The sequence below is a fragment of the Solimonas sp. SE-A11 genome (assembly GCF_030345715.1).
Taxonomy (GTDB): Bacteria; Pseudomonadota; Gammaproteobacteria; order Nevskiales; family Nevskiaceae; genus Solimonas_A.
This window is the reverse complement of the sequence record NZ_JAUASX010000001.1, coordinates 129,549-149,364: the sequence shown is the minus strand read 5'-3', so window position 1 is coordinate 149,364 and position 19,816 is coordinate 129,549. Positions and strand designations below refer to the sequence as shown.

Here is a 19,816-nt window from a genome sequence, read left to right as displayed (position 1 = left end):
GGAAATCAGGAACCCGGGCGGCGCATCGGCACCACGTGCGGGTGGTCGTCTTCTTCTTCCGCGCCCTGTCCCCTCGCCTCCCGGGGAATGAGCGTCTTGATCATCAACTTCACGTAATCACTGAAATCCTGCCCCTCGGGCATCATCTGCGGCGTGTCGCGCCGCACCTGCAGGTTGCCCATGAAGGTGGCGAACGCGAACAGCGCCCACTGGCGCGCCCGCGGGCCGGCATAGCCCAGCGCGCGGTAGCTTTCGTCCAGGTAGCTGATCCAGCGTTCCGACAGGCGCTGCACGAAGGCCTGCACGGTCGGGTTGTCAGCGGCGGCGGCGATGGCCAGGTACAGGCGGCCGTCGCGCACGCTCATGTTGGCCGCCTTGAACAGGCTGACAATGCGCTCGTAGGGGCTGGCCGCCGGATCAATGCGGGACAGCAGGGTATCGACCTGCTGCCGCTCCCACAGCTGCAGGGCCGCGCGCAGCAGCGCGTCGCGGTTCTGGAAATGCCAGTAGAAGCTGCCCTTGGTCACACCCAGGCCGCGGGCCAGCGGCTCCACCGCCACGGCATCCATCCCGCCGACCGCGATCGCGTCCAGCGCCGCCTCGGCCCAATCATCGGCACTGAGGCTGGTTCGACTGTCGGCGGTGGCCGTGGGCTTCATGATGCGAGTCTACATACGGTGGCGTATTGAAAGGGCCAGTTTAAGGATACGCGTGCGTATGGCGCAAGCGGCCCAAGCGCACGGACGCTACGCTTCATCCCCTGCAAGTGGCCGTGTTATAAGCCCATTCACGGCAAAAACGGCCGAAATTCCATTCGGGGAACATCATGAAACACCGTTCGCACTCCGCCTCTGCGGCCCTGTTTGCGCTGGCCGCCCTGATGCAGGGCACGGCCTGGGCCCAGCCCGCGGATGCCGATGGCGACGGCACGGCCGACGCCGTCGACGAATGCCCCGGAACCGCAGCGGGCACGCTGGTGGATCGCAAGGGCTGCGCCGCCAAGCTCCCGCCCCTGCCCGCCGACGAGTTCCCGGAAGCGGCGGCCGAAGCCGCCACCGCGGCCGCCATGCCCGCGCCGCCGCCCGAGGCGGCAGTGCCGGTTGCTGCGGCCGTGGCCCCCGCACCGGCGGTGGAGCCGGTCGTAGAGCCGGTCGCCGCGGAAGCAGCGGCCGCCAAAGCCGAGCCCGTCATCGCCCAGCCGGAAGCCACGGTTGCCCCCGCCCCGACCCCGGCTCCCCCGGTCGAAGTGGCGGCGCCTGCGGCCGCCCCTGTCGCCAGCCACCCGGCTCCGGCCGAGCCGGCTGCAGCTGCCACCACACCGGCACCCGAGCCGGAGCCGGTGGTCCACGTGCCCGGGCCGCAGCCGGCCACGCCGATCCCCTGGACCGCCCCCGCCGTCGCCCTGCCACCCGGCGTGTCGATCCTGCCGGCGGCCACGCCTTCCGCGACTCCGCCGCCCAGCCCGAGCCTCGCGGCCGCGAGCTTCGACACCGGCTCGGCCAAGCTCACCGGCGCCACTCGCAAGCAACTCGACGGCGTGCTGGCCGCACTGCGCTCGCAGCCGGACCTGCAGCTGCAGCTGATCGGCCGTACCGCTGCCGGCGAGCCCAAGGGGCTGGCGCTGGCGCGGGCCCAGGCGGTGCGTATCTTCCTGGTGGACCTCGGCATTGCCGCCACGCGCCTCAAGGCCAGCGGCGAGGCCGGCGGCGGTGCAGAAGTGGGGTTCCAGGCCCAGTAAAGGGCAGTGTTCAGCACATGTTCAGGGCTTCGGCACGAGCATCGCACCGTGCAATTCAGCCACTGTGATAGGGAAATCAGATGAGAAACCAAGCTCTTGCATTGATGCTCCTGGGAGGCGTGCTGGGCACGGCTCACGCCGAAGCCAAGCCCTACATGGGCATCATGGGCAGTTGGGTGGACCCCGACAGCAGCCGCCAGGCCGACGACGACGGCATCGGCGCCCATGTGCTGTTCGGCTTTCCGCTCAACGATCACTTCGCCACGGAACTGAACGTCTTCGGCCACAAGGTCAACAATGACGTGACCGGCCGCTCCGACAGCAACTTCGGCGCCGGCCTGGATTTCAAGCTCGGCATGGCCCCCAACAGCCGCGTCAACCCCTACCTGCTGCTCGGCGGTGGTGCGACCTACGAGGACGCGCTGGGCGATCCGCCGGCCAGCGAGCGCCGCCGCGACCGCATCGTCGGCTATGCCAATGCCGGTGGTGGCCTGCTGTTCAAGCTCGGCGGCTCCCGTGACGCCGCGTTGCGCGTCGAAGGCCGCCGCTACGCGATCTTCAGCGACGAGATCCCCGGCATGGCTGCCGGCCGCGACAATGTCTGGGACACCCGTGTCAATGCCGGTGTGCAGTTCAACCTGAGCGAGAACGCTCCGCCTCCGCCGCCTCCCCCGCCGCCGGCTCCGGCGCCGGTCGTGGCCGACAGCGACGGTGATGGCGTGCTCGACAACATCGACCGCTGCCCGGGCACCCCGCGCGGGATCGCCGTGGATGCCTACGGTTGCGGCCTGCCGCCGCCGCCGCCGCCCGATGCGGACGGTGACGGCGTGCTCAACGCCAACGACCTCTGCCCGGATACGCCGCGCGGCATGAAGGTGGACGAGCGTGGCTGCGCCGTGAAGGCCCAGCGCCTGGTGCTGCGCAACATCAACTTCGAGTTCAACAAGGCCACGCTGACGCCGGACGGCCGCGCGATCCTCGACGGCATTGCGGCGGGCCTGCGCGGCCAGCCGACGATGGAAGTCGAGATCGAGGGCCACACCGACAGCATCGGCTCGGACGCCTACAACCTGAAGCTGTCCAAGTCCCGCGCCAACTCGGTCCGCGACTACCTGGTCAGCCAGGGCGTGCAGGCCGGTCGCCTGACCGCCAAGGGGCTGGGTGAATCGGTGCCGGTGGCCAGCAACAAGAGCGACGAGGGCCGCGCCGAGAACCGCCGTGTCGAGTTCAAGGTGATCAAGCAGTAAGCCTTCAGTGGTAGCACCAGCCGGCGGCCGCAAGGCCGCCGGCTTTTTTGTGCACTGCGGGAACTCGCCGCCGCCGTGGCCGTTCAAACCCGCTGGCGGCAAACTGCATCCAGCCGATGGAACAAACGAAGTGAAGCGGAGTAGCGGGAACATCATGCTGACGCTGGGCGCGTTGCTGCTCGGCGCCTGTGCGTCCACGCCGCAACGCGAGACACCCGCCGTGCAGTTGAAGCTCGACGGCCAGATGACCGCACCCCAGCAAACACCCTTGCGAGGGCTCAACAGCGACTTCACCCTGGGCAGCACCGACGGACTGCTGCTCTACCGCGCCGGCTACCGCGTGCAGCCGGGCCAGCTGTTCCAGTCCGGCACCGCCAATTTCGATGCGCCCTCGCAGCAGCTGGCGCTGCAAACCATGGGACAGAACGCCGACCTGCGCCTCAGCGAAGTGGCCGGCGCGCCCCTGCGTCTGGGCGTTTCACAGGAGACCCGCTCGGAATGGCAGCTGGCCGGCGAGGCTCAGCAGGTGCGCCAGTCGGTCAATCTCGGCTGGGCGCCCTCGCTGGCGGCCTTCGACCTCAAATGGGCCAACACCACCGCCCCGGCCGCGCCGCTGGACTGCGCGCTGGAGGGCTCGATGCGCATGCCGCTGCCGGCCGACACGCTGGCCCTGCGCCTGCGCGGGCGCAGCTGCCGCGTGGTGGCGGCGGATGCCACGGTCACCGACATGGACGCGCGCACCTGGTCCGCGGCGGTCGAATGGGGCGAAGAGAAGAGCCGCTCCCAGTTGAGGTTGCAGGCCATCGATCCGACACCCGCCCCCGGCGCGGCAATGGCCGATCCGGCCGCGGGCTATGAACTGGGCGTGGCGCAGCAGCAGGAGTTGGGCGCCTGGTCCACACAGGCCCGGCTGGCCTGGCAGCGCGTACCCGACGCGCAGAATCCCGCCGTATCCCAGGGCTGGACCTCCGAGGCCAGCCTGCAGCGCAAGCTGGGCGGCGTCGGTGTGTCGGCCGGCGTCTCCAGCGGCATGAATCCAGCCTGGTTCCTGCCGGAGTCGGCCGAGCGCAGCGACCAGCTGAACCTGGGCCTGGACCTGTCGCGCTGGGCCGGTGGACTGCTGCCCGGACGCAGTCCCCAGACCGGTCTGTACTACAGCCGAACGCGCAGCATCGGCAGCGAGGAAACCGTCAGCGACGACCTGCTGCAGTGGAAATTTTCGCTGCTGTGGTGAGACGCCGGATTCAGCGCGCCGGGTGGTACATCAGCGGGTAGCGGTCGATGACCACCGCGGGGACGTCCCGCGCCTCGAAGCGCAGGCCACTCAGCCAGGCCTGCACCATCCCCTCCAGTTCCCGGTCGCCATAGGTGGAGGACACCACCGCCGGCTCGCTGACCCGCCCGTCAGGGGCTACGGTGAAGCGCAGTTCCAGCCGCAGCACCTGTTCCAGCGGCATGCGCTGCTGGTACTTCATGAAGATGCGCTGCAGGGGTGCGCGGTTGCGATCGAACACATCCTGGACCTCCTGCGGGCTGCGTGTCGCGGCGCCGGCCGCCACCGCCGGCGCGGCGGCCGACCAGGACAGCAGCAGGGCGAAAAACAGGGAAACAAACGTCTTCATGGCTACTCCATGCGCAGCCGGCGGCCGCGCGCCTGGCCGATGCTCCAGGCCAGGAAGGCGGCGGCGGCCAGGTCGTAGCCCAGGCAGAAGCCCGGCCACCAGGCCGGCATGCCGGGGTTGTCGAAGGGGTGCAGGCCATCGAACAGGCCATGTCCCGCCAGGGCGGCCACGATGATCCAGGGGCTGAGCTTGTAGCCGCCGATGGCCAGCAGCGTGAAGCCCACGAATACCGCGGCCTCCTGCGCCAGCACCTGCAGTGAACCGCCCATCACCGCGAACAGCGCGTAATAGGACGCGATCACGATCAGGATCGTCGGGTAGAAGGAGCGGTCCCGGTCGAACCCCATCCAGCGGGCCAGCAGGGACACTGCCAGGGCCAGCACCACTCCGATCGCGTACTCCATGGGTCTCCTGTCCTGATGGGTGCCGTCCCGGTAGCCCGAGACTAGCGGAAAAAGATGACCCTGGCGTCCATGCCGGCGTTCGGGGCTGGCGCCCGGCATGCAATGGCCGTGCCCTTTCCTTAGAATCACGCCCCTTATGTCCCGCATCCTCGAACAGGCGCAGCGCCGCCGCACCTTCGCCATCATTTCGCATCCGGACGCGGGCAAGACCACGCTGACGGAAAAGCTCCTGCTGTTCGGAGGCGCGATCCAGCTGGCCGGCACGGTCAAGGGCCGCAAGGCCAGCCGCCATGCCACCTCGGACTGGATGGCGCTGGAACAGCAGCGCGGTATCTCCATCACCACCTCGGTGATGCAGTTCCCGTACAACGACAAGATCGTCAACCTGCTCGACACCCCGGGCCATGAAGACTTCTCCGAGGACACCTACCGCACGCTGACGGCGGTGGACTCGGCGCTGATGGTGATCGACGCCGCCAAGGGCGTGGAAACCCGCACCATCAAGCTGATGGAGGTCTGCCGCCTGCGCGACACGCCGATCATCACCTTCATCAACAAGCTGGACCGCGAAGGCCGCCCGCCGCTGGAGCTGCTGGACGAGGTCGAGAAGGTGCTGGGCCTGAACTGCACGCCGATCACCTGGCCGCTGGGCATGGGCCGCGACTTCAAGGGCGTCTACCACCTGCTGGAAGACCGCTTCTACCTCTACTCCGGCGACAAGCACCGCGTCTCCGAGATCGAGACCGTGGACGGGCTGCTGAACCCCGTGCTGATGGAGCGCTTCGGCTCCATCTACCAGACGCTGCGCGACGAGATCGACCTGCTGCAGATGGCCGGCACCGAGTTCGACCTGGACCAGTACCGCGCCGCCAGGCTGACGCCGGTGTTCTTCGGCGCCGCGATCAACAACTTCGGCATCCGCGAACTGCTCAACGGCTTCACCGAGTGGGCGCCGCCGCCGCAGGGCCGCTCGTCCACGGTGCGCCAGGTCGAGCCGGCCGAGGAAAAGTTCACCGGCTTCGTGTTCAAGATCCAGGCGAACATGGACCCGAAGCACCGCGACCGCGTGGCCTTCCTGCGCGTCTGCTCCGGCGCCTACAAGCGCGGCATGACGCTGCACTCGGTGCGCCTCGGCGGTCCGGTGCGCGTGTCGCACGCGCTGACCTTCATGGCCGCCGACCGCGACGTGGTCGAGGAAGCCTACCCGGGCGACATCATCGGCCTGCATAACTACGGCACGATCGCCATCGGCGATTCCTTCTCCGAGGGCGAGGAGCTGCGCTTCACCGGCATCCCCAACTTCGCGCCGGAGCTGTTCCGCCGCGTGGTGCTGAAGGACCCGATGAAGGCCAAGCAGCTCAACAAGGGCCTGGACCAGCTCTGCGAAGAGGGCGCGACCCAGGTCTACCGCCCCATCGCCAACAACGACATCGTGCTGGGCGCGGTGGGCGTGCTGCAGTTCGACGTGGTGCAGTACCGCCTCAAGGACGAGTACGGCGTGGATTCGGTGTTCGAGCCGGTGCAGGTGCACAACGCGCGCTGGATCGACTGCGCCGACCCGAAGAAGCTCAAGGAATTCGTCGAGAAGAACGACAACCGCATCGCCAAGGACCACTACGGCGACCTGGTGTACCTGGCGTCCAGCAACGTCAACCTGAACATGGCGAAGGAACGCTTCCCGGACGTGCAGTTCTCTGAGACCAGAGAGCACGGCAACAACAGCTGAGGACAGCCACCCGGTGTCCACCGCCGTCGGCAGGCACGACCCCTATGCGGCGCTCCGCTTCCCGGAGTACCGCTACCTGATCGTCGGCGGCCTGCTCGCCACCATGGCGATCCTGGTGCAGCAGGTCGCGCTGGGCTACGAGCTCTACAAGCTGACACGCGATCCGCTGACGCTGGGCTTCATCGGCCTGGCCGAGGCCATCCCCTTCATCGCCCTGGCGCTGTTCGGCGGCTACTTCGCCGACCGCTACGAGAAGCGCCGCATCATGCAGTACGCCCTGCTGGTGATCATCGCCGGCTCGGTGGTGCTGACCGTGGTCAGCCATGAAGGCGCCAGGGCCCACCTACCGCAGTGGGGCATGCTGCTGGTGATCTACGCCATGTTCATGGTGGTGGGTTTCGCCCGCGGCTTCTATTCCCCGGCCAGTTCCGCGCTCCGGGGCTTCCTGCTGCCGCGCGAGCACTACGCCAACGGTGCCACCTGGTCCAGCACGTTCTGGCAGGCCGGCGCCATCGTCGGCCCGGTGGCCGCCGGCTTCCTCTACGCCGGCCTGGGCCTGACCGGCGCGCTGCTGGTGTCCATCGCCCTGTTCGTCGCCGCCTTCCTGCTGCTGTTCCTGATCCGGCCCAGGCCGGTGGCGGCCGTGCCCGAGGAAGGCGAGACCCTCTGGCAATCGCTGCACCAGGGCCTGCAATACGTCTGGAAGAGCAAGATCATCCTCTACGCCATCTCGCTGGACATGTTCTCGGTGCTGTTCGGCGGCGTGGTGGCGATCCTGCCGATCTTCGCCGAGGACATCCTGAAGGTCGGCCCCGAGGGCCTGGGCCTGTTGCGCGCCGCGCCGGCGGTGGGCGCGATGCTGACGGTGCTGGTGTTGGCCTGGTACCCGCCCACCAACCACGCCTGGCGCAACATGCTGCTGTCGGTGCTCGGCTTCGGCCTGGGCACCCTGGTGTTCGCCCTGTCCGACAGCCTCTGGCTGTCGCTGGCCGCGCTGTTCTTCGTCGGGGCTGCCGACAGCGTCAGCGTGGTGATCCGCGGCACCATCCTGCAGACCATACCGCCCGAGCACCTGCGCGGCCGGGTGCTGTCGGTCAACAGCATCTTCGTGGCCTCCTCCAACGAGCTCGGCGCCTTCGAGTCCGGCCTGGCCGCCCGCCTGATGGGGGTGGTGCCCTCGGTGCTGTTCGGCAGCGGCGTGACCCTGCTGACCGTGGCCTATGTCTGGCGGCGGTCCAAGGAACTGTTCAAGGTCCAGCTGCGCTGAGCGGTTATTTTTTGACCGATGTCACGGCAGGGTTCTTGCTGACCCGATTCTGCGGTTACTCTTGGTAGCCCATGGAATTCGCCAACCACATGATCCTGTTGGCGGCGGTGCTGTTCCTCGCCAGCATCCTCGCCACCGTCATCACGCCCCGCCTGGGCGTGCCGCTGCTGCTCGTGTTCCTGATCATCGGCCTGCTGGCCGGCGAGGACGGGCCCGGCAACATCCACTTCAGCGACTATCCCCTGGCCAACCTGGCTGGCACCGCGGCCCTGGCCGTGATCCTGTTCGACGGCGGCATGCGCACGCGCATGGAGGACTTCCGCGTCGGCCTGAAGCCCGCCGTCAGCCTGGCCAGCCTCGGCGTGCTGATCACCGCCGGCGTCGTGGGCAGCTTCGCGGCCTGGCTGCTGGACCTGGGCTGGGCCGAGGGCCTGCTGATCGGCGCCATCGTCGGCTCCACCGACGCCGCCGCCGTGTTCTCCCTGCTGCACAACAACGCGGTCCACCTGAACAAGCGCGTCACCTCGGTGCTGGAGATCGAGTCGGGCAGCAACGACCCGATGGCGATCCTGATGACCCTGGTGCTGATCGCCTACCTGCAGGACCCCGAGGCCTTCGGCGCCCTGGATACCCTGTGGATGCTGGTGCTGCAGGGCGGCCTGGGCGCCGCCTTCGGCATCGGCGGCGGACGGCTGCTGGTGAAAGCCATCAACCGCCTGGAACTGTCGGACTCCCTGTATCCCCTACTGGCCCTGTTCGGCGGCCTGCTGGTGTTCGGCGTCACCGCCGTGCTCGGCGGCAGCGGCTTCCTGGCCGTGTACCTGGCGGGCGTCACCATGGCCAACCGCCGCGTGCGCGCCGTCGCCAGCATCCGCCGCTTCCACGACGGCATCGCCTGGATGGCCCAGATCGGCATGTTCGTGATCCTGGGCCTGCTGGCCTCGCCGTCCAAGCTCTGGCCAGTGGCGGGCCCCGCCCTGCTGATCGCCCTGGTGCTGATCCTGGTGGCGCGCCCGCTGTCGGTGTGGCTGTCGCTGCTGCCCTTCCGCTTCCCCGCGCGTGAGCAGGTCTTCATCAGCTGGGTCGGCCTGCGCGGGTCGGTGCCGATCGTGCTGGCCACCTTCCCCTGGCTGGCCAACCTGGAAAACGCCGCGCTGTTCTTCAACATCGCCTTCTTCATCGTGCTGGTGTCGCTGCTGGTGCAGGGCTGGACGGTAGCGCCCGCGGCCCGCCTGCTGGGCCTGCAGATGCCGGCCAGCTCCACCCTGGTACATCGCATCGAGTTCGACCTGCCCGGCCAGCGCGGCTACGAGATCGTCAGCTACCGCATCGGCCATGACAGCAGCCTGATCGGCCTGCGCCATAAGGAACTGCCGCTGCAGGACGTCTCGCGCGTGATCGCGCTGTCTCGCGCCGGGCGCCTGCAGAACTATCGCGAATGGGGCACGCTGCGGGCCGGCGACTATGTCTCCCTGGTGGCCGCGGAACGCGACTTGTCGCAGCTCGACGAGGTCTTCCAGAGCACGCGCCGTCCGGTGCGCGAGGCCGAGCAGCGCTACTTCGGCGAGTTCCATCTTGATCCCACCGCGAAGATGGCCGATATCGCCGATGCCTACGGCGTACCGCCGCCGGCCGGCGGTGCCGATCTCGACGTGCGCGGCGTCTTCGCCAAGTACCTGCCCAACGCCGTGGTCGGCGACCGCCTGCGCCTGGGCGAGATCGATCTGGTCGTGCGCAAGATGGACCGCGACATCATCACCGACGTGGGCCTGCGCCTGCCTCACGAATAAACCACAGGGGAACCCGCCACGATGATCGGCTCGCTGTTCAAGGAACACCCTCGCGGACTGCCTGTCCTGTTCTTCACCGAGATGTGGGAGCGCTTCAGCTACTACGGCATGCGCGCAATCCTGGTGTTCGCCATGGTCGCCGCTGTCGATGCCGGCGGCATGGGCCTCCCCGAGCGGCAGGCCACGGCGATCTACGGCCTGTACACCGCCGCGTGCTATCTCGCTGCCCTGCCCGGTGGCTGGATCGCCGACCGCATCCTGGGCGCACAGCGGGCCGTGTGGTACGGCGGCATCGTCATCGCCGCCGGCCACTTCACCATGGCCGTGCCGGGCACCCAGACCTTCTTCCTGGGCCTGGTACTCATCGCCCTGGGCACCGGCCTGCTCAAGCCCAACATCAGCGCCATGGTCGGCGCCTTGTACGGCAACGACCCGGCGCGGCGCGATGCCGGCTTCCTGCTGTTCTACATGGGCATCAACCTGGGCGCGCTGATGGGCCAGATCGTCTGCGGCTACCTCGGCGAGAAAGTCAGCTGGCACTGGGGCTTCGGCGCCGCCGGCATCTTCATGACCCTGGGCCTGATCCAGTACCGTCTGCGCCTTCCGCTACTGGAGGGCGCGGGCGCCACTCCCGGCGTGGCCGACCCCACCCACCACCAGCGTGACAAGGGCCTGGCCCTGGCCGGCGTCGCGCTGGTCGCCGTGGTCGTCGCCTTCGGCCTGGCGGGCCAGCTGGCAATCGATGCCGTGCAGCTGTCCAAGTACACCGCCGGCGCCATCACCGCCATCGCGGTGGCCTTCATCGTCGGCATCCTGGTCTTCGGCGGCCTCGATGCCAACGAACGTCGCCGCGTCGGTGCCATCGCCATCCTGTTCGTGGCCGCCGCGGTGTTCTGGTCGGGCTTCGAGCAGGTCGGCTCGTCGCTGAACCTGTTCGCCAAGGTGCACACGGACCGCATGTTCTTCGGCTGGGAATTCCCGGCGTCCTGGCTGCAGTCGATCAATCCCCTGATCATCATCCTGCTCACACCCTTCCTGGCCGCCCTGTGGATCAACCTGGGGCGGCGCAATCTCAATCCCTCGGTGCCGGCCAAGTTCGTGCTGGCGCTGGCGCAACTGGCCCTCGGCTTCCTGGTGCTGTACTTCGCCTCGCTCTACGTCGTGCAGGGCCAGAAGGTGCTGCCCACCTGGCTGATGCTGACCTACCTGTTCCATACCGTTGGCGAACTCTGCCTGTCGCCGGTCGGCCTGTCGGCGGTTACGCAGCTGGCGCCCAAGCGCTACCTGGGCCAGATGATGGGCGTGTGGTTCATGGCGGCCTCGCTGGGCTACGTGATCGCCGGCCTGCTGGCGGGAGAGCTCTCCGGAGCGGACGCCGTAACGCAGATGCCCGCGCGCTTCATGCAGGTGACGCTGTTCGCTGGCGGCGCGGCGGTGCTGCTGCTGCTGGCGACGCCCTGGGTGAAGAAGCTGATGGGCGACGGCAAGGAATAATTCCCCGCCCTCAACCCACAAACGACCGGGCCGCGATCTCTCGCAGCCTGGTCGTTTGCATCTCGTCTCCCACCGCCAGCTTTGCCTGGCAAAGCTTCAACCCACCCGTTCACGCCGAGTAGCCACAGGGCGAATCGAGGCACCGCGATGCCTGGGATGGACGGCCCGCTGGCCAGCGCTCACGAAAAAGGCCGCCCGAGGGCGGCCTTTTTCGTGTTGCAGCCTCAGCGCTGCTTCCAGGCCCCATTCGCATCCTGGTACCACCAGCCCGGCGCGGCCTTGGCGATCCAGCGCTGGGCGAACACGGCACGGATGTCCTTCTCCCACTGCGGCTGCTTGTTGGCGGTGGCGATCTCGCGGTACAGCGCGGTGCGGTCGGCGTTCTCGTTGCCCACCAGGTTGCGCGCCGCGGTGCGCTGCGCCAGCGGCACCTCGCGCACGGCCAGCAGGCCGTCGTTGGTCAGGCCGATGCCGCCGGAATCCAGCAGCGGCTTGAGCTCGGCAAAGCGGTTCTCCATCTGTGCCTTGAGGTGCGTGACCTCGGGCGAGGAGGCGTCGATGTTCGGCTCCTGCGCGGCGGCGGGGGGGATCACCAGGTCCAGCAGGCCCACCAGCAGGCGCTGCAGGTCCCGGCTGGAGGTCGGCGAGGGTACCGAGGCCGGTGCCGGGGCGCCCGGCTGCTGGCCCCAGACGTCGTCGATGATGCGGTCGGCAGCCTTCTCGGCTGCGGCGGCGGGGAAGTAGACGTTGATGGTGACGCAGGCGGCGAGGCTGAGGGCAGCGGTGGCCAGGGTCGCGGAAAGCCAGCGGGTCATGTGACGTCTCCTAGGGGTGTCGTTTGCGCGAAGTATAGATCGGGGCACTGAACCGGTGATGAAGCTTTGTGACGCAGGGCCCGCTTATCTCACTTCGGCCTTCTCGGCAGCCATGGCGGCCTTGAGCTGCGCCAGGAAGGTGTCCCAGCCGACCCGCCGCGAGAAGCCCACCACGTCGATGCGCGGCAGCAGGCGGCCCTTCACCAGCACGTAGCCGCCGTTCTTCGCCGGCTCCAGGCCGTCCATGATGCAGATGCCGTTGTCCAGGCGGCAGCTCCAGGCGATGCGGTCGTAGGCAAAGTCGTCGAACACGCGCAGGGCGGTGCGCTGCAGCAGCCCGGCGGGTCCGCCGCCAGCACGGGAGATGCTGTCGATGGCGCGCTGCGAGATGCGGTGGCGCGAGCGGTCGTCCGGTGGCGTGTAGAGGCGCGTATCCATCGCCACCGGGCGCCAGCCCAGCAGGCGCAGGCCGCTGACGTCACCGTTGAGGCGGCCCTCGATACGGCCGAAGGAGAAGGCGCTGGTGACCTGCTGCAGGTCGAGGTTGCGCAGGCGGATGTCCGCCGCCACGCGCGGCAGCACGCCGAAGGGCTGGATCACGCGCAGGTCGCCGATACGGATGTCGCCGTCGAAGGCCCGGGCGGTCAGCGCGCCGTCCAGCGACAGCAGGTCGTTCTCCAGCTTCACGCCGGGGATGCGCCCGGACAGGGTGCCGCTGAACTCGGGCCAGCCGAAGGCGCGGCACAGGCGCGCCAGCTCGATGGGTTCGATGTCGGCATCCAGGGCGGCGGACATGCCGGGCTGGCCGGCGCGGCGCAGGTCCAGCTGGCGGACGTTGACCGCGCCATCGAGCAGCCCCAGGCGCAGCGGCGCGGTCAGCCGGAAATCGCGAGCGCCGGCCTGGTAGTGCATCTGGCCCGGCGCGCTCTCCAGCTTGCCAACGCGCAGGGCTTGCCAGCGCAGGGTGGCGGGCGGCGCGGCCCCGGACTCCGCCGCCCAGCCCAGGCTACCGCTGAGCCCGTCGGCGCCCAGGCCCAGCCGGGTCAGGGTGACCCCCGCGTCCTGTAGCTCCAGCGCCACCGAGCGCGGCGCGCCGGCCTGCAGCTGGATACGCCCGCGCAACTGGCCACGGGCGCTGACGTCGGCTATGCGCGAGCCCGCCAGGAAAGGTTTGGCATAGAGCTCGGCCGCCGGCGCCAACTCCAGGGTGCCGATGTCGGCCACCGCGTCGAGACCGGCGCGGCCCTGCTTCAGTCGCCACTGCCCGCTCAGGCCCAGGCGGCCGACGCCGGGCTGTTCCAGTTGCAGGCCCTCCAGGTCCAAGTGGCTGGCGGCCGTATCCAGGCTCCACTGGGCCTGAAGCTGCAGCGGATGGGTGGAGAAATCGGCGTAGATGGGGTCGGCATAGCCCTGGCCGGACAGCAGGCGCAGGCCTGTGCGGCCCCGCAGGCGCCCGCCCTGGCGGCGCAGGTCCGCGTCGAGCGCAAAGGCCAGCTTTTCCGCGATGAAGCGCTCGGCACTGTCCTGGCCGCTGATCTCGCCCTGCAACTCCGGCAGCAGCAGTTGCCAGTCGTCGGCGCCACGCATGCTGACGGCGAAGCGGCCCTGCAGGCGGCCGAGCTTGGCCGAGGACAGCGCCAGGCGCCCCTCGCGGCAGGCCAGCCCCCCACCCTCGCCCGGGGCGATGCGGCAGGAGGCCTCCAGCTTCTGCAGCGGCGCCGGCAGGGCGGCGGCCTCGGCACGGGCGACACGGGCCGACACTCGCCCGGCCGCGTCCATCCGGGCCTGCACGCCCTCGGCCTTCCAGCCCGGGGCCTCGATGCGGCCGATGCCCAGGCTCAACTCGGCGGCAGCCGCACCGGCGGACCAGAGCAGCGGAAACAGCAGCAGGAGCGTGGGCCGGCACAGGCGCATGGCGGGATGATGTCACGCGGGCGGAAGTGATTTCGACCACACCGGGCGGCAGTCGTTAGCGATAGACTGCCGAGAAAATACATGGGGAGCGATGGATACCCGGACCATCCTGGCGCAGACACCCTTGTTCTCGCGGCTGCAGCCCGAGGCACTGGATGCGCTGTCCGCCCATACCGAGCTGCTGGGCATCCGCAGCGGCAGCGCGCTGTTCGAGGCGGGCGAGGCGGCGGACTCGGTCTACATCGTCAGCACCGGCCGCCTGCGTGCGGTAAACAAGGACGGCTCGGTGCTGGGCGACATCGGCCACCACGAGCCGATCGGCGAGATCGGCGTGATCTCCGGCGAAACCCGCAGCGTCTCGGTCTACGCGGTGCGCGACAGCATCCTGCTGCGCATCCCGCGCGAAGACCTCTACGCGGTGATCGAGAACTACCCGGGCGCGATGATCGAGATCACGCGCGTCATCATCCACCGCCTGCGCCAGAACCAGCACTCGCAGCAACTCGCGGCGGCGCGCAGCGTGCGCAGCTTCGCCGTGGTGCCGGCCGTGGGCGACGCCGACGCGGCGGCGGTGGCCGCCGGCCTGCGCGATGCGCTGTCGGCGCACTACCCGGTGCGCCTGGTGGACTCGGTGCTCTGCGACAGCGAGCTGGGTCCGGGCGCAACGCTGTCGCAGGACCCGAGCATCAACGGACGCCTGCTGGAATTCCTCGATCGCATCGAATGCGAGCAGCGCTACCTGGTCTATCTCGCCAACCGCGACGCCGACGCCTGGGCGCAGCGCTGCATGCGCCAGGCCGACCGCGTGCTGATGGTGGTCACCAGCCGCTCCTACCCGCAGCTCAGCGCAATGCTCGACGAGTTGCGCCAGAGCGGCACGCGCGCCCCGGTGGAGATCGTGATGATCCGCCCCGAAGGCATCGATCCGGAGCACATCCTCAAGTGGCGCGAGCTGTGCAAGGCCCGCGCCCACTACTACCTGCGCCCCGGCAGCCGCTCCGACTACGAGTCGCTGGCACGCCAGCTCAGCGGCCGCGGCGTGGGCGTGGTGCTGGGCGGCGGCGGCGCCCGCGGCTTCGCGCACATCGGCCTGATCCGCGCGCTGCGCGAGCTGGACATCCCGATCGACGCCACCGGCGGCTCCAGCATGGGCGCCTTCTTCGCCGCGCTGACCGCCTGCGGGTACACGCACGAGGAGATGCTGCACGTCGCCCGCGAGACCTTCGTGCATCACAACTACCTCAACGACTACCTGTTCCCCAGCGTGGCCCTGATCCGCGGGCGCAAGTTCTCCAAGCGCCTGCACGAGCTGTTCGAGGAGCGCCGCATCGAGGCGCTGCGCACGCCCTACTTCTGCGTCAGCACCAACCTGACGCGCGGCCGTGCCATGGTGCACGACCAGGGCCCCCTGCACCTGTGGGTGGCCACCAGCATGTGCGTGCCCGGCGTGGCACCGCCGGTGGCCTGGAACGGCGACCTGTTGGCCGACGGCTCGGTGATCAACAGCCTGCCCACCGACGTAATGCAGGCCTGGGGCCGTGGCCCCATCGTCGCCTCCGACGTCAGCACCGAGGGCGGCATCTCCGCACCCGGCGTGGTCGGGCCGGACCCGGAGGCGCTGTTCAAGTTCAAGAAGGAGGACGAGCGCCCGGGCCTGTTCGCCATCGTCTTCCGCACCGCCACCCTGACCAGCGAAAGCGGCACCGCCCAGCGCGCCGCGCGCGCCGACGCCTATGTGCGCATGCCCGTCAGCGGCGTGGCGCTGTTCGACTGGAAGAAGCTGGACCAGGTGGTGGAGCGCGGCTACCAGCACGCCCTGGAGAAGCTGACTGCCGTGCGGGAACAGCTGCTGAAGAGCTGATACCCCCTTCTCCTCTCTCCCGCATGCGGGAGAGAGGCCGGCGAGGGCATGGATGCCCGGGGTAGGGCCATGCAGGAGCAATTGCCGAGAGAGAGGGTTTCTGAAAAGCCAGGAACACCTCCTCACCATTCGGCGGCCTCACTCAGAGCAGCACTTCCCGCTCGCGCAGGTCGCGCAAGATGTCCGCGCCCTGCTCCACCACCGCCTCCGGCTGCGGATGCCCCATCTCGGCGGCCAGTTGCAGCAGCAGCTCACGCCCCGCAACCCCCGGCTGCTCCTCGATCAGTTGCAACAGGCGCGCAGTGACGGCGTTGGTCTCCATGAAGCGCACCTGGTCGGCACGATTGCGCCACACCAGCACATAGGTCGGCTGCTCCGGCGGCTGCTCCGGCTGGAAGTCCGCCGAAATCCGGTGCACCGGCCACTCATAGGCCAGGGACCAGGCCAGCGGCGACAGCCGCGGCACCGCCTCAAGCCCATCGGCTCCGGCGCCCTGCGGCGCATCGAGCGATTCCTCCGCCACGTCCAGCGCCAGCTCCACCCACTCGTAGTGCGCCAGCTCGCGCAGGAACGGGGGATCGTCGGGATGCTCGCCGCGCTCCTCTTCCAGGTAGCGCAGGAATTCCGCGGCGATCTGGTGGAACTGCGGTGACTCGCTGCGGTGGCGCGCGTAGAAGTCGCGCACGCGCGCATGCCAGGCGTCATCCGGCGTGATGGCGCGCAACACCGGGAAGGCGCCGGCCAGGCAGTCCTCGACGTTGTTGTAGAACAGCTCGCGGTAGATCTGCAGGCGCCGATCCTCGATGCCGGCCGGCGCGGCATGGGCCTGAGGATCGCGCAGGTGCGCGGCGAACTGCCGCTGCAGTTGCTGGAATACAGCCTCAGCCATGGGCTACCCGCCGCGGCGCGGCATGGCGTGCCTGCAGGGTATTGATGTGGCGGATTTCCTGCATCAGCTCCGGCAACGGCGGGATATTGAAATCGCGCTCCAGCAGCGTCGGCACCACGCCGATGCGCTGGTAGGCACGCTCCAGCAGCGCCCAGACGGGGTCGATCACGTCGGCGCCATGGGTATCCACGCGCAGGTCCTCGGCCTCGTCGTAGTGGCCGGCCACATGGATGTAGCGCACGCGCTCGGCCGGCAGGCCATCGAGGAACGCCGCCGGATCGTAGCGATGGTTGATGCTGTTGACGTAGATGTTGTTGACGTCCAGCAGCAGGTCGCAGTCGGCGCGCTCCAGCACGGCGCGCATGAAGTCGAGCTCGCTCATGCGCGAGCCGATGCTGTCGCCCAGCGAAATGTAGAAACTCGCATTCTCCAGCGCGATGCGCCGCTGCAGGATGTCCTGCACGCGCCGCACGCGCGCGGCGACGTATTCAACCGCCTCTTCCGTGAACGGGATCGGCATCAGGTCGTAAAGGTGGCCGTCGTCCGAGCAATAGGTCAGGTGCTCGGTGTAGTCGGCGATGCCGTGAAGATCGAGAAAGGCCTTCAGGCGGTACAGGAAATCCTCATCCAGCGGCGCCGGGCTGCCGATCGACAGCGACAGGCCGTGGGTGACGAAAGGGAAGCGCTCCGTGTATTCGCGGAACGCGCGGCCGTAGCGGCCGCCGATGTTCATCCAGTTCTCCGGCGTGGCCTCGAGGAAGCCGATCTCGCCGGGCGACTGGTCTGCGAGCGGGCCCAGCAGGGCCCGCCGCAGACCGAGTCCGGCGCCCTGCACGGCAGTGGTGACGGCCTTCATGGGCTCATCCCTCTACGGTGCAGGCCGAAGTCTTACTTGGCCTTCTTCTCGCCGCACTTGCCCTCACCGCACTTGCCCTCGTGCGCCTTCTTGTCGGCGTCCTTCTTCTCGCCGCACTTGCCTTCGGCCTTCTTCTCGCCGGCCTTGGCGCCGCACTTGCCTTCACCGCACTTGCCCTCGCCACACTTGCCTTCGCCGGCCTTGGCGTCGGCCAGCTGCATGTAGCCGCCGGACAGGTCGGTGGTCTTGAACACGGAAGCCTGGGCAGCCATGCCGGTCATGGCAAAGGCGGCGCCGAGGGCGATGGCGAGGGGCTTCTTGGACTGACGCATGTTGCTTTCTCCTGGTGAACGGGCCGGGAAGGCCGATGATGATATGCGCTTATACGCGCAGGGAATCGCCATGGATGCGGTGGCGCAGCCACCCGTCCACGCTGACGTAGCGGCCGGCGCCGGTGAAGAATAGCGACAGCAGCATGACAAAGTAAGTTGCGGCGAATTCGATGCCGTTATTGAGGATGACCAGCGGGCCATACTCGGTAAGATGCTCGTAATCGCCATGCTCCCGGAGGATATCCTTGGCCTCGGCCAGGCGCTCCACCGCCAGCATGGTGCGCTCGGTGGCGAACGGACCCGCCCCTTCGGCGATGGCCAGCCAACCATGCGGCAGGTGCACCGTGAAGATTGCCACCAGCATCGTCACCATCAGCGGGATGCACATCCAGCGCAAGCCCAGGCCCAGCACCAGGGCCACCGCCCCGACCAGCTCCGTGGCCGTGGCCAGGAAGGCCATCAGCCCCGGAAACGGCAGGCCCAGCCCGTACATCATGTCGCCGAACCACTGCACCGTGTCCGGGAAGTTCATGGCCTTCTGCATGCCGGCCATCCAGAACACCGGGGCCAGGTAGAGGCGCATCAGCAGCGGCGCCAGGTCCTGAGCCACGCGGCTGCGATCCAGCAGGTCCTGCGCGGCAATCAGCGGTTTCATGCTCCGGCCCCATGTCGGTTTCGATGGTGGCAATGCTAGGCTCCCGCATCTGCCCCGACTGCGCCCGCACGTCCAGCATTCATGCTCAAGAATCCGGAAGACCGTGTGCTCGATTCCGCCCTGGCGGCCTACCAGCTGCACGCTCGGGTGACCGACAACGCCAGCTACTGCGGCCGCTGGCACGAGGCCGAGCCGTCCGTCGAGGCCTGCATCTTCCACCTGATCGGCTCCGGCCATTGCGCGGTCAGCGGAGCCGGCCTGCCCCAGGCCGAAACCCTGGCGCCGGGAGACCTGGTGATCTTCCCGCGCGGCCACGCCCACCGGCTGGACGGCGACGGCTTCACCACCATGCTCTGCGGCCAGTTCGACTTCGTCTGCGGCCACCGCAACCCCCTGCTGGACGCCCTGCCCGACTGCCTGATCGTGCGCGAGACCGAGGCTGGCTCGGCCCTGCGCCGGGTAGCGCAGCTGATGTGCGAGGAAGCCAGCCTGGAGAGCTTCGGCAGCGGCGCGGTGGTCGACAAGCTGGCCGACTCCCTGTTCGTGATGAGCGTGCGCCACTACCTGGCACGCACCCCCCAGCGCCGCGGCCTGCTCGCCGCCCTGGCCGACCCGCAACTGGGCCGCGCCCTGCAGGCCATGCACGGCGAACCCGGTCGCGACTGGTCGGTGGCTAGCCTGGCCGAGGTGTCGGCCATGTCCCGCAGCCGCTTCGCCGAGGAGTTCAGCCGCTTGATGGGCCAATCCCCGATCCAGTACCTGACCCAATGGCGGATGATGTCGGCCCTGCGCCTGCTGCAGGAGCCGCGCCTGTCGGTCCTGGCGGTGGCCAGCCGCCTGGGCTACCAGACCGAGGCCGCGTTCCGGCGCAGCTTCAAGCGCGTCCACGGCCACGGCCCGGGGCACTTCCGGCGAGCCCGCCAAGCCACTGAAATGTGACGAAAATCACACTCAAAAGGGGCCAAGTAGCTGTTCCCGCAGGAAATCGGTTAACTTGCACGTCCGCCACCGGCCGCCGAACGCCGCCGAATACAGGGACGTATGGCGCAAACGCACGATGCACCCCGGAGCACCGGGCGGCATCATGTATTCCTAGAGCAATCAGTCCCTTGCCATGTCGCCCAGCCAGGAGAACCGCTCGGACGGTGCCTCCCGCCAGGCGCCGCTGACGGACTACGAAGATCTCAGCCGGAGCGCGGATTTCCT

18 protein-coding genes are annotated in these 19,816 nt (G+C 68.7%); 9 read left to right on the top strand and 9 right to left on the bottom strand.

Annotated features, from left to right (window positions below; all coding sequences use genetic code 11):
* Positions 1-5 precede the first annotated feature (5 nt).
* Positions 6-659, bottom strand: a complete 654-nt coding sequence (locus QT386_RS00805; RefSeq protein ID WP_289271826.1) for a TetR/AcrR family transcriptional regulator — start codon at positions 657-659, stop codon at positions 6-8.
* Positions 660-826: 167 nt separating this feature from the next.
* On the opposite strand from QT386_RS00805, the gene QT386_RS00800 reads away from it, so the two are divergent.
* From QT386_RS00800 to QT386_RS00790, 3 genes are all read left to right on the top strand, one after another.
* Positions 827-1,738, top strand: coding sequence for an OmpA family protein (locus QT386_RS00800; RefSeq protein WP_289271825.1), 912 nt, complete (start codon positions 827-829; stop codon positions 1,736-1,738).
* Positions 1,739-1,818: 80 nt separating this feature from the next.
* Complete coding sequence (locus QT386_RS00795) at positions 1,819-2,985, top strand: OmpA family protein (protein ID WP_289271824.1); 1,167 nt, start codon at positions 1,819-1,821, stop codon at positions 2,983-2,985.
* A 154-nt stretch (positions 2,986-3,139) separates the two neighbouring features.
* Positions 3,140-4,219 carry a hypothetical protein gene (locus QT386_RS00790; RefSeq protein ID WP_289271823.1) on the top strand — a complete coding sequence of 360 codons (1,080 nt, stop codon included), beginning with the start codon at positions 3,140-3,142 and terminating at the stop codon, positions 4,217-4,219.
* Between the two features lie 10 nt (positions 4,220-4,229).
* Here QT386_RS00790 and QT386_RS00785 read toward each other — a convergent pair whose 3' ends face one another.
* Both QT386_RS00785 and QT386_RS00780 read right to left on the bottom strand, forming a co-directional pair.
* Positions 4,230-4,607, bottom strand: a complete 378-nt coding sequence (locus QT386_RS00785) for a hypothetical protein (RefSeq protein WP_289271822.1) — start codon at positions 4,605-4,607, stop codon at positions 4,230-4,232.
* A gap of 2 nt (positions 4,608-4,609) precedes the next feature.
* Positions 4,610-5,011 (bottom strand): hypothetical protein, encoded by a 402-nt coding sequence (locus QT386_RS00780; RefSeq protein WP_289271821.1) that lies wholly within the window; start codon positions 5,009-5,011, stop codon positions 4,610-4,612.
* Positions 5,012-5,147: 136 nt separating this feature from the next.
* Here QT386_RS00780 and QT386_RS00775 point away from each other — a divergent pair, with 136 nt between their 5' ends.
* The 4 genes from QT386_RS00775 (at position 5,148) to QT386_RS00760 (ending at position 11,288) form a co-directional block, all read left to right on the top strand.
* Positions 5,148-6,737 carry a peptide chain release factor 3 gene (locus QT386_RS00775; protein WP_289271820.1) on the top strand — a complete coding sequence of 530 codons (1,590 nt, stop codon included), beginning with the start codon at positions 5,148-5,150 and terminating at the stop codon, positions 6,735-6,737.
* Positions 6,738-6,750: 13 nt separating this feature from the next.
* The gene (locus QT386_RS00770) at positions 6,751-8,004 is read left to right on the top strand and encodes an MFS transporter (RefSeq protein ID WP_289271819.1); all 1,254 of its coding nucleotides are present in this window, start codon (positions 6,751-6,753) and stop codon (positions 8,002-8,004) included.
* Positions 8,005-8,075: 71 nt separating this feature from the next.
* Positions 8,076-9,794: a potassium/proton antiporter gene (locus QT386_RS00765; protein ID WP_289271818.1), complete on the top strand. Its 1,719-nt coding sequence runs from the start codon at positions 8,076-8,078 to the stop codon at positions 9,792-9,794.
* Positions 9,795-9,815: 21 nt separating this feature from the next.
* Positions 9,816-11,288, top strand: coding sequence for a peptide MFS transporter (locus QT386_RS00760; RefSeq protein ID WP_289271817.1), 1,473 nt, complete (start codon positions 9,816-9,818; stop codon positions 11,286-11,288).
* 224 nt (positions 11,289-11,512) lie between these two features.
* Here QT386_RS00760 and QT386_RS00755 read toward each other — a convergent pair whose 3' ends face one another.
* Complete coding sequence (locus QT386_RS00755) at positions 11,513-12,103, bottom strand: YdbL family protein (protein ID WP_289271816.1); 591 nt, start codon at positions 12,101-12,103, stop codon at positions 11,513-11,515.
* Positions 12,104-12,187: 84 nt separating this feature from the next.
* Positions 12,188-14,017, bottom strand: coding sequence for a hypothetical protein (locus tag QT386_RS00750; RefSeq protein ID WP_289271815.1), 1,830 nt, complete (start codon positions 14,015-14,017; stop codon positions 12,188-12,190).
* Positions 14,018-14,108: 91 nt separating this feature from the next.
* On the opposite strand from QT386_RS00750, the gene QT386_RS00745 reads away from it, so the two are divergent.
* Complete coding sequence (locus tag QT386_RS00745) at positions 14,109-15,878, top strand: patatin-like phospholipase family protein (RefSeq protein WP_289271814.1); 1,770 nt, start codon at positions 14,109-14,111, stop codon at positions 15,876-15,878.
* Between the two features lie 142 nt (positions 15,879-16,020).
* Here QT386_RS00745 and QT386_RS00740 read toward each other — a convergent pair whose 3' ends face one another.
* The 4 genes from QT386_RS00740 to QT386_RS00725 are packed head-to-tail and all read right to left on the bottom strand — an operon-like array spanning position 16,021 to position 18,610.
* Positions 16,021-16,767 (bottom strand): DUF2063 domain-containing protein, encoded by a 747-nt coding sequence (locus QT386_RS00740; RefSeq protein ID WP_289271813.1) that lies wholly within the window; start codon positions 16,765-16,767, stop codon positions 16,021-16,023.
* Complete coding sequence (locus QT386_RS00735) at positions 16,760-17,623, bottom strand: DUF692 domain-containing protein (protein ID WP_289271812.1); 864 nt, start codon at positions 17,621-17,623, stop codon at positions 16,760-16,762. Before QT386_RS00735 ends, QT386_RS00740 begins: the two co-directional genes overlap by 8 nt.
* Before the next feature lie 32 nt (positions 17,624-17,655).
* Complete coding sequence (locus tag QT386_RS00730) at positions 17,656-17,955, bottom strand: hypothetical protein (protein WP_289271811.1); 300 nt, start codon at positions 17,953-17,955, stop codon at positions 17,656-17,658.
* 49 nt (positions 17,956-18,004) lie between these two features.
* On the bottom strand, positions 18,005-18,610 hold the full coding sequence (locus QT386_RS00725; protein ID WP_289271810.1) for a DoxX family protein: 606 nt from the start codon (positions 18,608-18,610) through the stop codon (positions 18,005-18,007).
* An 81-nt stretch (positions 18,611-18,691) separates the two neighbouring features.
* On the opposite strand from QT386_RS00725, the gene QT386_RS00720 reads away from it, so the two are divergent.
* A complete protein-coding gene (locus QT386_RS00720; RefSeq protein WP_289271809.1) occupies positions 18,692-19,549 on the top strand; it encodes an AraC family transcriptional regulator in 858 nt (285 codons plus the stop codon).
* Positions 19,550-19,816 lie beyond the last annotated feature (267 nt).